This is a genomic window from Desulfovibrio sp. X2 (assembly GCF_000422205.1).
Taxonomy (GTDB): domain Bacteria; phylum Desulfobacterota; class Desulfovibrionia; order Desulfovibrionales; family Desulfovibrionaceae; genus Alkalidesulfovibrio.
This window is the reverse complement of record NZ_ATHV01000055.1, coordinates 1-15,864: the sequence shown is the minus strand read 5'-3', so window position 1 is coordinate 15,864 and position 15,864 is coordinate 1. Positions and strand designations below refer to the sequence as shown.

The following is a 15,864-nucleotide window of genomic DNA, read 5'->3' as shown; positions in this document are numbered from 1 at the left end:
GAGACTGCTGACGAGCGATACCACCCATGCCCCATAAAGGCCCCCATATCTCCATCCCCCTGGAACGCCTGGTGCCCCGCGTGCTGGGCATCAAGGCGCCCGAGTTCTCGGCCTGGCCCGAGGGCGTGCGCGAAGCCGCCACGAACCTCGCCGCAGAGATGTTCCTGGTGCGCTACAACCCCTTCATCGACCCCGAGCTGGTGCGCACGAGCGTCATGGACAGCCTGGCCAAGGCCCGGCCCACGCTCGGCGGCCACTTCGAGCGGGTGGACGAGGGGGTGCGCGCCTACTGGCGGGTCTTCGACGCGGACCAGTCCTTCAGGGAGAACGTGCTCCCCCGCCTGCGCGCCGCGCTCCCGGCCGAGACCGTGGTCACCGACCCGAGCAGCCTCATCGCCTGCGCCACGGACGCCACGGACCTGCGCATGGAGCTGCCCATGCTCATGCTCACCCCCGAGACCGTGGAGCAGGTGCAGACCATCGTCCGCCTGGCCTCGGAGACGGGGCTGGCGCTCATCCCGCGCGGCGGCGGCACCGGCGCCACGGGCGGCGCCATTCCGGCCGCGCCGCGCACGGCCATCCTCTCGCTCTCCAAGCTCAAGGCCATCCGCGACATCGACGAGGAGAACCAGACGCTCACCGCCGAGGCGGGCGTGATCACCCTCACGGCCATCAAGGCCGCCGAGGAGCGGGGGATGCTCTTCACCGTGGACCCGGCCTCCAAGGCGGGTTCGAGCATCGGCGGCAACATTTCCGAGAACTCGGGCGGTCCCTTCTGCTTCGAGTACGGCGTGACGCTCGACAACATCCTCTCCTACAGGATGGTCATGCCCGACGGCGAGCTCGTCACCGTCCGCCGCGTGAACCACCCGCGCCACAAGATCATGCCCGGCGAGACCGCGGTCTTCGAGATCGTGGACGAGTCCGGCGTGGTGAAGGAGTCCGTCTCGCTCGGCTGCGGCGACATCCGCGGCACCGGGCTCGGCAAGGACGTCTCCAACAAGTACCTGGGCGGGCTGCCCGGCGTGCAGAAGGAAGGCGTGGACGGCGTCATCGTGGAGGGCACCTTCACCCTGCACCCGCGCCCCTCGCTCTCGCGCACGCTGTGCCTGGAATTCTTCGGCCGCAGCATGCATCCGGCCATGGTGGTCATCAAGGACATCATCGCCCTGCGCGACCGCATCCGCGAGCAGGGCGACCTGGTCAAGATCTCGGCGCTCGAGGAGTTCGGCTCCAAGTACGTGCAGGCCATCAACTACGCCAAGAAGTCCTCGCAGTACGAGGGCGAGCCCATCTCCGTGCTGCTCGTGCAGCTCGACTCGGACGACCAGGCGGCGCTCGACGCCGCGGCCGAGGAGATCATGGAGATCGTCGGCCGCCAGGACGGCGCCGACGTCTTCGCCGCGCAGGGCGAGAAGGAGGCCGAGGTCTTCTGGGAGGACCGCCACAAGCTCTCGGCCATCGCCAGGCGCACCTCGGGCTTCAAGATCAACGAGGACATCGTCATCCCCACGGACGTGATCCCCGAATTCTCGGACTTCCTGGAAGGGCTCAACATCCATTACATGGGCGTGGCCTACAGGAAGGCGCTGAAGAAGGTCACGGACCTCGCTTCCGTCGACCCCTCGGACCCCTTCATCGAGCAGGAGTTCGGCTTCGTGAAGGACGTGCTGCGCGGCGCGGTGCCGCGCGAGGAGCTGTCCGACCAGGAGCTCGAGGTCCAGGCCACCTACTTCTTCCACGACCTGCGCAGCCGCTACGCGGGCGAGCGCGAGGCGCTGGAGCGCATCCTGGCCGAGATGCTGGCCACGCGCGTGGTCGCCGCCAACCACATGCACGCGGGCGACGGCAACTGCCACGTCAACTTCCCGGTCAACTCCAACGACCAGGAGATGCTGGCCCTGGTGCACGAGGCCGTGGACAAGGTCTTCGACAAGGTCATGGCGCTCGGCGGCGCGGTCTCGGGCGAGCACGGCATAGGCATCACAAAGATCGGCCACCTCGAGGACGAGAAGATCGCGGCGCTTCGCGCCTACAAGGCGCGTGTGGACCCGAGGGGCATCATCAACCCGGGCAAGCTCGTCAGCCGCGCGCTCACCGTGGAGCCCTACACCTTCTCCTTCAACCGGCTCATCCAGGACCTCTCCACCACGGCCCTGCCGGACAAGGAGCGGCTGATCACGCTGCTTTCCAACATCCAGACCTGCACGCGCTGCGGCAAGTGCAAGCAGGTCTGCGCCATGTACCATCCGCGCGCGGGCTTCATGTTCCACCCGCGCAACAAGAACATCTCGCTCGGCGCGCTCATAGAGGCGGTCTACTACTCCCTCCTGCACACCGGGAAGCCGGACAAGCGGCTCCTGGCGAGCCTTCGCCGCATCGTGGAGCACTGCACGGCCTGCGGCCGCTGCTTCGGCGTCTGTCCGGTGAAGATCGACTCCTCCCACGTGGCCCTGCACATGCGGGCCTTCCTGGAGGAGAAGCAGGCGGGCGGCCACCCCCTGAAGAGCCGCGTGCTGCACTTCCTGGCCGAGGAGCCGGAGAAGCGCGTGCCGCTGGCGGCCAAGGCCGCCTCGCTCGGCCAGAAGCTGAACAACATGGGCGTGGGGCTCATCCCCCTGCCCTGGCGCAAGCGCTTCCAGAGCCCCATGCTGCGCGGCCCGGGCCCGGTGCCCGGCTCGGCGAGCCTCTCCGAGGCCGTGCGCCTCGCCGACGCCTTCATCATCGCCCCGCAGGAGATCGAGGACGCGCGCGACGTGCCCGAGACCGCGCTCTACTTCCCGGGCTGCGGCGCGGGGCTCTTCTACCGCGAGATCGGCCTGGCCGTGATCTACCTCCTGCTGCGCCAGGGCGTGAGCGTCGTCCTTCCGGACCGCCACCTGTGCTGCGGCTACCCCCTCCTCTCCCAGGGGCTCGAGGAGGACTATCTCAACAACTACGGAAACAACGTGGCCCGGCTGCGCATGGTCCTCGAGAAGGCGGCGCGCAAGGGCTTCAAGCCCACCACCGTGCTCACCTCCTGCGGCACCTGCCGCGAGTCGCTCTCGCGCTGGGGCATCGAGGCCACCTTCGGCCCCAAGGCCAGGCACCTCGACGCCGTGCAGTTCCTCGCGGGACGCCTCAAGGGCCTCGTGGGCGCGCCGGAAAAGATCGTCTACCACGCGGCCTGCCACGCGGAATGGACCGGCCAGAACGCCTCCAAGGCGCCCGAGGCCTACCGCAAGGCCCTGGCCTCCCTGACCGGCTCGCAGGTCGCCCTGTCTCCCGGCTGCTGCGGCGAGTCGGGCCTCGGCGCCCTGACTTCGCCCGCCATCTACAACAAGCTGCGCAGCCGCAAGGAAGAGCAGCTGGACCAGGATCTGGCGCGCGCGGGCGACGAGGCGCCCCTCATCGTGGGCTGCCCCTCGTGCAAGATCGGCATCAAGCGCTGCCTCATCGAGATGGGCAGGACGCAGGCCGCGGGACGCGAGCGCGAGGTGCTGCACGCCGTGGAGCTCCTGGCCCGTCTGGCGGGCGGCCCGGCCTGGAAGGACGAGTTCCTGCGGGCCCTGGCCGCGAGCCCGGGCCACGACGGGTTGCGGCTCGTCCCGGGGCTGGCGCAGACCATCTGACCCGCAGATCCGAGCGGCGCATCGCCACGAACACGCGTGAACGATTCACTATACCGGCCGCACGGCCGGAAAACAGGCCACACAGGTGACCCACATGCGCGCCCTGGCCATTGATTTCGGGACCAAGAAGCTCGGCCTGGCCCTGTCCGACCCGGCGGGCCGCATGGCCCTGCCGCGCGGCATCCTGCCGCGCCCGGCCGCGGGCGACGAGGCGCTCTTCGCCGAACTGTGCGCGCTGATCGGGCGCGAGGGCGTGGACACCCTGGTGGTGGGCCTGCCCCTGGCGCTTGACGGCTCCGAGACCGAGACCACGCGCCGGGCGAAAAAATTCGGCAACCGGCTGGCCGCCCGCGCGAAACTCCCCGTGCACTTCGTGGACGAGCGGCTGACCTCGTCCGAGGCCAAGTCGCGCATGCGCGAGGCCGGGGTGCGCTCCAAAAAGGCCAAGGCCCGGCTCGACGCCGAGGCCGCGGCCCTGATCCTGGAAAGCTTCCTGGCCTGCGGCAGAAGCGCGGAATGCGCGCCGGACATGCCGGACCTTTCGGGGGAGGACCTGTGAAGCTGCGCCTGCCCGCCCTGCCCCGTCCCGGGAGCGGCCTGCTCACGCCCGGCCGGGCCATCGCCCTCGGCCTGCTGATCATGGCCGCGGCCATGTTCGCGGCCGCCTCCCTGGCCACGGACCTCTTCCTGACCGCGGGCGGCGAGCCGCGCGAGGCCGTCTTCCTCGTCGCGCCGGGCGAGAGCTTCGCCCAGGTCGCCCAGTCCCTGGAGGACCAGGGGCTCATCCACGACGCGCGCGCCTTCCTGCTCCTGGCCAAGCTGACCGGCTCGGGCGGACGGCTGCGCGCAGGCGAGTTCGCCGTCGACGCCGGCTGGTACGCCCCGCGCGTGCTCGAGCAGCTGACCCGGGGCCAGCCCATCCTGCACCGGCTGCAGGTGCGCGAAGGGCTCTCCTGGTGGGAGACGGGCCGTCTGGTCGAGGAGGCCGGGCTCGGCAGCTTCGAGAGCTTCGCGCGGGCCGTCCGCGACAAGGAGCTGCTCGCCCGCTACAACATCCCCTTCGACACGGCCGAGGGCTTCCTCTTCCCGGAGACCTACTCCCTGCCGCGTCCCGCGGACAACGACGCACGCCCCGTGGTCGAGGCCATGCTCAAGGAATTCTTCCGCGTTGCCCGCGAGGTCTGGCCCGAGGGCCTGCCCGCGCCCGCCGAGCTCGCCCGCACGGTCACGCTCGCCTCCATCGTGGAGAAGGAGACGGGCCAGGGCGGCGAGCGGACCACCGTGGCCGGGGTCTACGCCAACCGGCTGCGCATCGGCATGCTCCTGCAGGCCGATCCCACGGTCATCTACGGCATCGGCCCGTCCTTCGACGGGAACCTCCGCCGCGCAGACCTCGACGACACGAGCAACCCCTACAACACTTACCGCCACGCGGGCCTGCCGCCCGGCCCCATCTGCTCGCCCGGCCGCCTCTCGCTCCTGGCCGCGGCCCATCCCGAAGACACCAAGTTCCTCTATTTCGTCTCCCGGGGCGACGGCACGCACGTCTTCAGCACCAACCTCGAGGACCACAACCGGGCCGTGCGCCGCTTCCAGCTCTCGCACCACTAGCCCTCCGCCCCGGCGCCCCGGCCGCCGGACGGCGGCGCCCGCATTGGGCCGATGGGCCTTCGGGGCTTTCGCGCCTCCTCCCCCTCACCCCCACCGGGACAGGGCGCATCGTCCCGGGCGCCGTGCGCCCGGGCGCCCGTTCCCCACGTTCCATTCCGCACCCTTCTGCCGCACCCTTCTGCCGCTCCCATGCCACGCGACCTTCGGCCGTTCGACCTCGGCCGTCCGACCTTCCTGAGCGCCGATTCTTCCATCTTTTCCGGCTCTCCCGAGAGCCCCTGGCGAACCGTTATGCGCCCAACAACATGCTTGCATATCTTATTAATTTTAAAAGATAATTTTTAATCACGCTCAGCAATCTCCGCTAGCAAAGCATTTCAGCGGATAGACAAATAATACGATATTCATTGCAATAATAAAATATTCAATTTTTATTGAATAAAATTACTGATTTTACTCCATACGATCCAGCAGTACAACATAATTACAACATCATCTTTTTTCTTTTTCTCTTATACCAATCCCGTAAAACGTGTTACCATGCGCAAGGTTGACATAACAATATCGTCATGTATGATCGGGAATTGCTCATCCAGACAAAAAAACCTTAATAGACACAAGGACAAGATGGGAAACATCCGACTAGAAAACGTATTCAAGATCTTCGGCCCTCATCCGGAGCGGGCCTTTCCGCTCCTGGACAAGGGCCTCGGCAAGCAGGAGATCCTTGAGAAGACCGGGCTCGGCGTGGGCGTGAACGACGCCTCCTTCGAGGTCGAGGAGGGCGAGATCGTCGTCGTCATGGGGCTTTCCGGCAGCGGCAAGTCCACCCTCGTGCGCTGCATCAACCGGCTCATCGAGCCCACGCGCGGCCGCGTGCTCATCGACGGGCGCGACGTGACCGCACTCCCCACCGACGAACTCAGGAAGCTCCGCCTCGAGAAGCTCGGCATGGTCTTCCAGAATTTCGCCCTCTTCCCGCACAGGAGCGTGGCCGACAATGCGGCCTACGGGCTCGAGATCAAGGGCGTGGACGCAGCCACCCGCCGCGCCAAGGCCCACGAGGCCCTGGCCAAGGTCGGCCTCGCGGGCTGGGAGGACTCGGCCCCGGGGCAGCTCTCCGGCGGCATGCAGCAGCGTGTGGGCCTTGCCCGCGCCCTTGCGCTCGATCCCGAGATACTGCTCATGGACGAAGCCTTCTCCGCGCTCGACCCGCTCATCCGCCGCGACATGCAGGACGAGCTCCTGGCGCTGCAGGACGACATGCGGAAGACCATCGTCTTCATCAGCCACGACCTCGACGAGGCGCTGAAGCTCGGCGACCGCATCGTGCTCATGAAGGACGGAAGGATCGTGCAGATCGGCACGCCCGAGGACATCATGACCAGCCCGGCCAACGAGTACGTTGAGCGTTTCGTGGCCGAGGTGGACATCACCAAGGTGCTGACCGCCGAATCGGTCATGCGCAAGCCCGCGGCCGTGGCCTACCAGGACCACGACGGTCCGCGCTCGGCCCTGCGCAAGATGCGCTCGGAGAACATCTCGAGCCTCTTCGTGCTCGACTCCGCGCACCACATCGCGGGCATCGTCACGGCCGAGGAATGCTCCCGGCTCATCGAATCCGGCAGCCGCGACCTGACGACGACCATGCGCACGGACGTGATCACCGTGACACCGGAGACGCCCGCGCAGGAGCTCATCCAGATCCTGCACGACCTGCCCTACCCCCTGGGCGTGGTCAACGCGCGCGGCAGGCTGGCCGGGGTCATCGTGCGCGGCGCGCTGCTCGGCGCCATGGCCGAGCGAGGGAGGGCGACCGATGTTTCTGCCTAGACTTCCCCTCGGACACGGCATCGAAGTCGCCATCGACTTCCTCTCGACGCACATATCCTTCGCCACCAAGGCCTTCTCGGCGGTCATGGAGTCCGGCCTCGACGCAGCCGAGACCACGCTCGAGATGGTTCCGCCCTGGCTCTTCATCATCATCGTCGCGGCCATCGCCTGGCGGCTGACGAAGAAGAAAGGCGTCGGCCTCTTCTGCCTGCTCGGCCTGGGTCTCATCTGGAACCTCGGCCTGTGGAACGCGACCATCTCGACCATCGCGCTCGTGCTCGTCTCCACCCTCACGGCCATCGCCCTGGGCATCCCGCTGGGCATCGCCGCGGCCATGAGCACCATCGTGCGCCGCATCGTCATGCCGGTGCTCGACGTCATGCAGACCATGCCCGCCTTCGTCTACCTCATCCCGGCCATCCCCTTCTTCGGCCTGGGCAAGGTGGCGGCGGTGTTCTCCACGGTCATCTTCGCCATGCCGCCGTCCATCCGGCTCACCAGCCTGGGCATCCAGCAGGTGCCGCGCGAGCTGCGCGAATGCGCCGACGCCTTCGGCTCATCGCGCTGGCAGCGCCTCGTGAAGCTCGAACTTCCCCTGGCCACGCCGACCATCATGGCCGGCGTCAACCAGACCGTCATGCTCGCCCTGTCCATGGTCGTCATCGCCGCCATGATCGGCGCCAAGGGCCTGGGCGGCGAGGTCTGGCGCGCGATCCAGCGCCTGCAGATGGGCGCGGGCTTCGAGGCGGGCATCGGCATCGTCATCGTGGCCATCGTGCTCGACCGGGTGCTGCAGCACGTGGGCAGACGAGGGAAGTAACTCCCTGAGAAAAAGAAGGAGAGTAACCATGAAAATGACGAAGATCCTTACGGCCGTCCTCGCGGCCGCCCTGAGCCTGGGACTCGCGCTTCCGGCCGTCGCGGCCAAGAAGAAGGTCCGCATAGCCTACGTCGAATGGTCCAGCGCCACGGCCAGCACCAACATGGTCAAGGCCGTGCTGCAGGAGAAGATGGGCTACGACGTCGAGACCCTGCCCGTGAGCGCGGCCGCCATGTGGCAGGCCGTGGGCACCGGCGACGTGGACGCCATGGTCGCCGCCTGGCTGCCCGCGACCCACGCGGACTACTACGCCAAGGTCAAGGACAAGGTGGAGGACCTGGGCCCCATCGTCTCGGGGGCCCGCCTGGGCTGGGCCGTGCCCGACTACGTGACCATCGATTCCATGGACCAGGTCAACGCCAATGCCGACAAGTTCGACGGCAAGGTCATCGGCATCGACCCGGGCGCGGGCCTCATGCGCCTCTCCGAGAAGGCCATCAAGGAGTACGGCATGGACAAGATGGAGCTCATGGAGGGCAGCGGCGCCACCATGACCGCCTCGCTCGGCGACGCCATCAAGCACCACAAGTGGATCGTGGTCACCGCCTGGTCGCCGCACTGGATGTTCGGCCGCTGGCACCTGAAGTACCTGAAGGACCCCAAGGGCGTTCTGGGCAAGGCCGAGCACATCGACACCATCGTGCGCAAGGGCCTCTCGAAGGACATGCCCGAGGTCTACGCCTTCCTCAAGCGCTTCCATTGGCCGAGCCTGGCCGACTTCCAGACCGTCATGGCCTGGAACCAGGAGCCCGGCGCGGACCCGTACGCCAACGCCAAGAAGTACATGGACGAGCACCCTGACGTGGTGAAGGAGTGGCTCGGCCGGAAATAGCCTCGGACAACGCGGACGGTCCCGCTCCAAGGAGCGTCAGCTGCGAGCGGGGAGGGCCAAAACCTCCCCGCTTTCTTTTGCCCGCAGGCTCTCATCCAGTGGGAGACCGCCCCGCCCTGTCGGACATGGGCGGAGAAGGCCCCACGTCCCCCCCCCGAACCCAAGGAGGAGAAGAAACATGCGCATCACCAAGATCCTGACCGCCGTCCTGGCGGCCGCCCTGTGCCTGGGCCTCACCCTGCCCGCCGCCGCGGCCAAGAAGAAGGTCCGCATCGCCTACGTGGAGTGGGACTGCGCGGCCACCAGCACCGCCATGGTCAAGGCCGTGCTGCAGGAGAAGATGGGCTACGAGGTCGAGACCCTGCCCGTGAGCGCGGCCGCCATGTGGCAGGCCGTGGCCTCCGGCGACGTGGACGGCATGGTCACCGCCTGGCTGCCCGTGACCCATGCGGACTACTACGCCAAGGTCAAGGACAAGGTCGAGGACATCGGCGTCGTGTCCACCGGGGCCAAGCTCGGCTGGGCCGTGCCCGACTACGTGACCATCGACTCCATGGACCAGGTCAACGCCAATGCCGACAAGTTCGACGGCAAGGTCATCGGCATCGACCCGGGCTCGGGCCTCATGCGCCTCTCCGAGAAGGCGCTCAAGGACTACGACATGAACAAGATGGAGCTCATGGAAGGCAGCGGCGCCACCATGACCGCCGCGCTCGGCGACGCCATCAAGAACCACAAGTGGGTCGTGGTCACCGCCTGGTCGCCGCACTGGATGTTCGGCCGCTGGCACCTGAAGTACCTGAAGGACCCCAAGGGCTCCCTGGGCAAGGAAGAGCACATCGACACCATCGTGCGCAAGGGCCTCTCGAAGGACATGCCCGAGGTCTACGCCTTCCTGAAGCGCTTCCACTGGAAGAGCCCGGAGCAGTTCCAGATGGTCATGGCCTGGAACCAGCAGCCCGGCGCGGACCGCTACGAGAACGCCAAGAAGTTCATGGCCGAGAATCCGGACATGGTGAAGGAATGGCTCGGCCAGAAGTAGGCTGATGAAGGCAGGCATTCCCCTCCGCCGGGATTGCCTCGGGGCAGGCGGCGAGGGATCATCCGCATGGGGCTTTGCCCCGGTGAGGATGGTTCCTCCCCGCCCCTCCCGCATAAGCGCCACAGCCTCCCCTTTTCCGCATCCCTCGGGATTCCTCTCGTCCCCCTCCCGCCAGCCGTCCTGCAGCGTTTTTCAGCCCTGGCCCGGCCGCCTTCCAGCCTGAACAAACATTCAGCGATAATTCATCTATCCGCGCGTTCCGCACGTTCGTGCCGTTCGCGTCCGTCCCGCCATCCCCGCATTTTCGTCCTGGAAACACGGACTTTCTCCCCTCGACCATCCGCGATGGATGCTTCCCACGATTCTGTGTGAAATACATTGCGGAACTGATGCTGCTCGACATTGCGAAGCAGAATTCTGCGAGCGAAATGCGAGCCGACATGAACGACATAACAATGGTGTCATGTTCCCGCAGGACATATGGGGGAAACACTGTAGCGGATGCCGTGAGAGCTTCTGCAGTCCGCGCCATTGTCGAGGTAATATCACGCTGTATTAATTGAATATCATCAGTTTCCGGCGCATGCCAGTCCGACAGTGGTGTCGCCCATCTTTACATCAGGCGACAGTAAAAATTATCCTTTTTCATATTTTTTCAAAGCCTTGACGAAGGGCATACCTTCTGCAGCGTTGCCTCCGAAAACAACACCAGAGGAGGTTCACAATGAAAAAGATTACTGTCCTTGTCGTTCTGCTGGCTTGTCTGGGCCTCGCCGGGACTGCCCGCGCCCTGCCCGTCGGCCTCGAACTGGCCTTGCTCGTCGACGTGTCCGGAAGTGTGGACAGCAGCGAATACGCGCTTCAGAAGAACGGCTACATCAACGTCTTCAACAACATCGCCAGCTTCGGCTCGTTCGATCCCTTCGCGGTGACCTACATCGAGTGGGCGGGCAGCTCCGAGCAAGCGCAGCTCGTGCAGTGGACCCTGATCACCGATCTCGTCAGCGCCCAGGCCTTTGCCAGCTCGCTGGCCGCCACCAGCCGCGCATTCAGCGGCCTGACAGCCCCCGGTTCGGCCATCAACTACACCTTGCCGCTCTTCGACGGCAACGGGTTCGAGGGCAGCCGTCTGGTCATCGACGTCTCCGGCGACGGCTCTCAGAACTCCGGCACCAGCACCAGCGCAGCACGCGACGCGGCCGTGGCCGCGGGCTTCACCATCAACGGCCTGCCGATCCTGGGCAGCGAAAGCGGGCTGGACACCTGGTACCAGAACAACGTCATCGGTGGCCCCGGCAGCTTCATAACCGTTGCGGACAGCTTTGCAGACTTCCAGGATGCGGTCTTCCAGAAGCTGGAGCGAGAGGTGGTGGTGGATCCGGTCGCGACACCTGAGCCCGCCAGCATGCTTCTGGTCTGTGTCGGCCTGCTGGGCATGGGCAGCCGTCGCCTGCGCCGCAGAAGCTGACGCCCCGGCGGAAACGCCGACGCCCGTCGCGTCCCGCTGCATGGGACCGACGAATGAAGAAGGCCCGCGCCGGAGATAGTCCGGGCGGGCCTTTGTCATGGCGGGGAACCGCCGAAGGGATCGGCCTTGGGCGGAATCGGCGCGGACGTCTTCAGAACACGGGTCCCGTGCCCACGGGCCCCATGCCGCTCTCGCCGCTCGCCATCAGGTCTCCCAGCGTGCGCAGCGCACGGCCGAGCTCGGAAAGGCCCTCGGTGGCGGTGAGCGCCACGCGCACGGCCGGGTCCACGGGAGCATGGCCCACGGCGAAGCGCTCCGCGGCGAAGACGTTGACCCCGGCCTCGCGCGCCGCGGCCTCGAAAAGCGCCCCGGACCAGCCCGCGGGCAGCGTGAGCCAGCGGAAATAGCCGCTGGCGAAGCCCCGCGACACGCCCGCCCCCAGCAGCTCGACCGCCAGGGCGTTGCGCCGCTCGGCTTCCAGGAGCCGCGCCTCGCGCACGGAGTCCGCCGTGCCGTCGTCGATCCACATGGCGGCCAGCTCGGCCATCAGCGGCGGGGCCATCCACATGGTGTTCAGCAGGGCCTCGGAAAGCTGGCGGCGATAGGCCGGAGGCGCCACGATGAAGGCGATGCGAAGCCCGGCGCAGAGCACCTTGGACAACCCCGCGATGAACACGGTGTGCTCCGGGGCCAGCGCGGCCAGCGGCACCCCCTGCTCGCGCCGCGTCAGGGCGTAGACGTCGTCCTCGATGATCACCAGGCCGCGGCGAGCGGCCACGGCGGCGAGCTCCTCGCGTCGGCCGACCGGGATGCACGTCGTGGTTGGGTTCTGCACGCTGGGCATGAGGTACACGGCGTGGATCTCGTCGCGGCGGCAGGCCGTGTCCAGGGCCTCGGGCGACATGCCCGCCTCGTCGCCCGGCACGGCCGTGAGCAGTATCCCGAGCTGCGCGGCCAGGGTCTTGAGCCCCGGATAGGTCAGCGGATCGCAGGCGATGCGCTCGCCGGGCCGGAGCAGCCCCATGAGGCAGAGGGTGAGCGCGTGCTGCGCCCCGGCGGCGACGATCACCGCGCCAGGATCCACGTCCAGGCCGTAGCGCGCGGCCCAGCGCACGCCGGTCGCGCGGTGCGGCGGCAGGCCGGGCGTGAGATGGTACCGTAGAAGCTTGTCTATCCCGGGTTTACCGGCCAGGCGGCGCAGCCCCTCGCCCAGGTCCGGATCGCCGGGCGGCGGCGCCACCAGCCCGAGCTCGGCGATGCCGGGCTCGAAGGGATGGCCCGAGCCCATGGACGGGTCCACGCTCACGGCCTGGGCCACGAAAGTGCCCCGGCCCACCGTGCCCGTGACCAGTCCCCGGCGCTGGGCCTCGGCATACCCCCGGGTCACGGTGCCCACGGTCACGCCCAGCGCGTCGGCCAGGTCGCGGTGCGTGGGCAGCCGCTGCCCGGGCCTGAGCGAGCCCCCGGCCACGTCTGCGGCCAGGGCGTCCGCCAGGGCCAGATACAGCGGCCCCTCTCCTCCGTGCAGATGCGGCATCCATGTTGTCATGGTGACAATAAATACATTGACCGAGACAATCTGTCAACAATACACAGACAATCATAGAAATCATCCATGACAATCATCGCCACAGGAGACAGACATGCTGGAGCACTTGGGTCCGTTCATCATCTTCGTGGTCCTCATGACCGGGACGCCAGGACCGGCCAACCTCACGCTGCTGGCCATCGGCCAGAGCACGGGCTTTCGGAGCGGCCTGCCCTTCCTGCTCGGCTGTTTCCTGGGCATGGGCCTGCTCAACTGCGTGGGCGGGCTGGGGCTGGGGCAGCTCGTGGCCGCGTCACCCGCGGCCGGGCTCGTGCTCAAGGTCGCGGGCACGGCCTACATCGTCTACCTCGGCGTCAAGATCCTCGGCATGCAGATCGGCGAGGCCCGCACGACCAGACGCTTCACCTTCCTCGAAGGCGTCATGCTCCACCCCCTGAGCCCCAAGAGCCTGGCCATGTCGCTCACCGGCGCGGCCCAGTTCATGACTCCGGGCCGCGCGTTGCTGCCCCAGGTCGGCGCCTTCGTCCTCATCTTCCTCGTCAGCCAGGCCACCTTCCACACGCTGTGGCTCACCGCGGGCTCCTCGCTCCTGAAGCTCCTGCGCTCGCAGCGCGTGCTCACCGCCTGCAACGTCTCCGCCGCCACCCTCATGGTCGGCGCCACGGTCTGGGCGCTGTTCGCATAAGGCAGGAAAAGGAAAGGAAGGAGGCGGGATGCTCCGGCGGCCGGGAAGGAAGCATCCCCACACGGGGCCGCGGCCCCTCCCCGGCCTCTCCCGCGCGCGGGATGCCCCGTCGCCCCGCTTCGCGCGCGGCATGCGGACCGGCACGGGCCGGAGGGCCGCCGATACCCGCAGTCGGGCGATGCGGGGTGACATGCTCCCGGGATGTCGGTACATTGAGCGCTCAAAACATTTTCGGAGGCACGAAATGGCGACAGTTCGCGTTGGCTGGATAGGCACCGGCGTCATGGGCCGGTCCATGTGCGGGCATCTTCTCGCGGCCGGGAATCCGGTGCGCGTCTACAACCGCTCCAAGGAGAAGACCGCGGACCTCGCGGCCAAGGGCGCGGTGGTCTGCGACTCGCCCGCCGACGTGGCCCGCGAGAGCGACGTCATCTTCTCCATCGTCGGCTTCCCGCGCGACGTGGAGGAGGTCATCCTGGGCGAGAACGGCGTCGTCGCGAACGCGCCCAAGGGCGCCGTGGTCGTGGACATGACCACCTCCGAGCCCTCGCTCGCCCAGCGCATCGACGCGGCCGCCCGGGCGGCCGGGCTCACGGCCCTGGACGCCCCGGTCTCCGGCGGCGACCTCGGCGCGCGCGAGGCCACACTGGCCATCATGGTCGGCGGCGAGCAGGCGACGTTTGCCCGCGTGAAGCCCCTCCTCGACCTCATGGGCAGGAACGTGCGCCTCATGGGCGGCGCGGGCGCGGGCCAGCACACCAAGATGTGCAACCAGATCCTCATCGCCGGGACCATGATCGGCGTGGTCGAGTCGCTGCTCTACGCGCAGCGCGCGGGCATGGACCTGGACGCGGTCATCGACGTCATCGGCAGCGGCGCGGCCGGGTCGTGGTCCATCAACAACCTGGGCCGCCGCATCGCCAAGGGCGACTTCAACCCCGGCTTCTTCATCAAGCACTTCGTCAAGGACATGGGCATCGCCCTGGCCGAGGCCAAGGCCATGAACCTCTCCCTGCCCGGCCTCGCCCTGGCCCACCAGTTCTACATCGCGGCGCAGGCGCTCGGCCACGAGGACCTGGGCACCCAGGGGCTGTACAAGGTCCTGGCGCACATGAACGGCATGTAGCCGAGCCGGGCCCCCCAGGCATCATTAGGCACCACCAGGCATCACCAGGTATCCCGGGAGAGGCGGCTTCGGCCGCCTCTCTTTTTTACGCCGCCCCCTCCCCTTCCCCTCGCTGCATATCTCGGGTAAGTGCCCGTCATGCCGCTCGTTTCCGTGCTCATGCCCTGCTACCAGGCCGCCGACACCCTGGCGGCCGCCATGGAAAGCCTCGTGGGGCAGACCCTTCCCGACTTCGAGATAGTCGCCGTGGACGACGGCTCGAGCGACGCCACCTGGGACGTCCTTTCGGCCTTCGCCTCGCGCGATGCGCGCGTGAGGCCCCTGCGCATCCCGCACGGCGGCATCGTGGCCGCGCTGCAGGCCGGGCTTTCGCACTGCCGGGGCGGCCTCGTCGCGCGCATGGACGCGGACGACGTCTGCCTGCCCGACCGCCTCGCGTCCCAGGCGGCCCTGTTCGCGAACGACCCCGGCCTCGGCGTGGCCTCCTGCCGGGTGCGCTTCGGCGGCTGCCGGACGGCCTCGGCCGGGTATGCGGGCTACGTGGACTGGATCAACTCGCTCCTCTCGCACGAGGAGATGGCCAAGGCGCGCTTCGTGGAGGCGCCCCTGGCCCACCCCTCGGCCATGGTCCGGGCGGACCTCCTGCGGGCATGCGGCGGCTGGCGGGAGGGGCGCTTTCCAGAGGACTACGACCTCTGGCTCAGGCTCTTCGCCCTGGGCGCGCGCTTCGCCAAGTGCCCGGACGAGCTGCTGGTCTGGAACGACCCGCCGGGCCGCCTCTCGCGCACGCACGAGAACTACGCGCCCGAGGCCTTCTACGCGACCAAGGCGGACTACCTGGCGCAGTGGCTGGCGCAGAGCGCCCTCACCTGGCCCGAGGTGACGGTCTGGGGCGCGGGCCGCGTGGCGCGGCGCAGGGCGGCGCTCCTCGGCGGGCACGGGGCGCGCATCGTCGCCTACGTGGACATCGACCCGCGCAAGATCGGCAACCACGTGCACGGCGTGCCGGTCATCGGCCGCGAGGACCTGCCCGCGCCGGGCGAGACCTTCGTGCTGAGCTACGTGGGCAGCCGCGGCGCGCGCGAGGAGATCGGCGAGTACCTGGCCATGCGCGGCTACGTGGAAGGCACGGATTTCCTGCACGTGGCCTGACAAAAAACTACAAAAAAAAGCCGGGCCGGCAACCCTCGTTTCCGGCCCGGCTTTTTTTTGTTTTCTACCTTCCAC

12 protein-coding genes are annotated in these 15,864 nt (G+C 67.7%); 11 read left to right on the top strand and 1 reads right to left on the bottom strand.

The features are described 5' to 3' along the window. Positions 1–26 precede the first annotated feature (26 nt). The 8 genes from DSX2_RS13200 (at position 27) to DSX2_RS13165 (ending at position 11,277) form a co-directional block, all read left to right on the top strand. Positions 27–3,611, top strand: a complete 3,585-nt coding sequence (locus DSX2_RS13200) for an FAD-binding and (Fe-S)-binding domain-containing protein (RefSeq protein WP_020881448.1) — start codon at positions 27–29, stop codon at positions 3,609–3,611. A 94-nt stretch (positions 3,612–3,705) separates the two neighbouring features. Next, the gene (ruvX, locus tag DSX2_RS13195) at positions 3,706–4,170 is read left to right on the top strand and encodes a Holliday junction resolvase RuvX (RefSeq protein ID WP_020881447.1); all 465 of its coding nucleotides are present in this window, start codon (positions 3,706–3,708) and stop codon (positions 4,168–4,170) included. Continuing rightward, positions 4,167–5,222 (top strand): endolytic transglycosylase MltG, encoded by a 1,056-nt coding sequence (gene mltG / locus DSX2_RS13190; protein WP_020881446.1) that lies wholly within the window; start codon positions 4,167–4,169, stop codon positions 5,220–5,222. The genes ruvX and mltG overlap by 4 nt, the downstream gene beginning before the upstream one ends. Before the next feature lie 627 nt (positions 5,223–5,849). Further along, the gene (locus DSX2_RS13185; RefSeq protein WP_020881445.1) at positions 5,850–7,055 is read left to right on the top strand and encodes a glycine betaine/L-proline ABC transporter ATP-binding protein; all 1,206 of its coding nucleotides are present in this window, start codon (positions 5,850–5,852) and stop codon (positions 7,053–7,055) included. Beyond that, positions 7,042–7,875 (top strand): proline/glycine betaine ABC transporter permease, encoded by an 834-nt coding sequence (locus DSX2_RS13180; RefSeq protein ID WP_020881444.1) that lies wholly within the window; start codon positions 7,042–7,044, stop codon positions 7,873–7,875. Before DSX2_RS13185 ends, DSX2_RS13180 begins: the two co-directional genes overlap by 14 nt. A 34-nt stretch (positions 7,876–7,909) precedes the next feature. Continuing rightward, entirely contained in the window at positions 7,910–8,767 is an 858-nt protein-coding gene (locus DSX2_RS13175) for a glycine betaine ABC transporter substrate-binding protein (RefSeq protein ID WP_035042530.1), read from the top strand. 178 nt (positions 8,768–8,945) lie between these two features. Continuing rightward, positions 8,946–9,809, top strand: a complete 864-nt coding sequence (locus DSX2_RS13170) for a glycine betaine ABC transporter substrate-binding protein (protein ID WP_020881442.1) — start codon at positions 8,946–8,948, stop codon at positions 9,807–9,809. A gap of 724 nt (positions 9,810–10,533) precedes the next feature. Further along, on the top strand, positions 10,534–11,277 hold the full coding sequence (locus DSX2_RS13165) for a DUF1194 domain-containing protein (protein WP_020881441.1): 744 nt from the start codon (positions 10,534–10,536) through the stop codon (positions 11,275–11,277). A 151-nt stretch (positions 11,278–11,428) separates the two neighbouring features. Here the strand turns inward: DSX2_RS13165 and DSX2_RS13160 are convergent, their stop codons facing one another. Continuing rightward, a complete protein-coding gene (locus tag DSX2_RS13160; protein WP_236615124.1) occupies positions 11,429–12,814 on the bottom strand; it encodes a PLP-dependent aminotransferase family protein in 1,386 nt (461 codons plus the stop codon). Between the two features lie 106 nt (positions 12,815–12,920). On the opposite strand from DSX2_RS13160, the gene DSX2_RS13155 reads away from it, so the two are divergent. The 3 genes from DSX2_RS13155 to DSX2_RS13145 all read left to right on the top strand — a co-directional run bounded on the left by DSX2_RS13155 (position 12,921) and on the right by DSX2_RS13145 (position 15,789). Next, the gene (locus DSX2_RS13155; RefSeq protein WP_020881439.1) at positions 12,921–13,511 is read left to right on the top strand and encodes a LysE family translocator; all 591 of its coding nucleotides are present in this window, start codon (positions 12,921–12,923) and stop codon (positions 13,509–13,511) included. Positions 13,512–13,539: 28 nt separating this feature from the next. Continuing rightward, entirely contained in the window at positions 13,540–14,637 is a 1,098-nt protein-coding gene (locus DSX2_RS13150) for an NAD(P)-dependent oxidoreductase (RefSeq protein WP_328285333.1), read from the top strand. A 138-nt stretch (positions 14,638–14,775) separates the two neighbouring features. Continuing rightward, positions 14,776–15,789: a glycosyltransferase gene (locus tag DSX2_RS13145; protein WP_020881437.1), complete on the top strand. Its 1,014-nt coding sequence runs from the start codon at positions 14,776–14,778 to the stop codon at positions 15,787–15,789. Positions 15,790–15,864 lie beyond the last annotated feature (75 nt).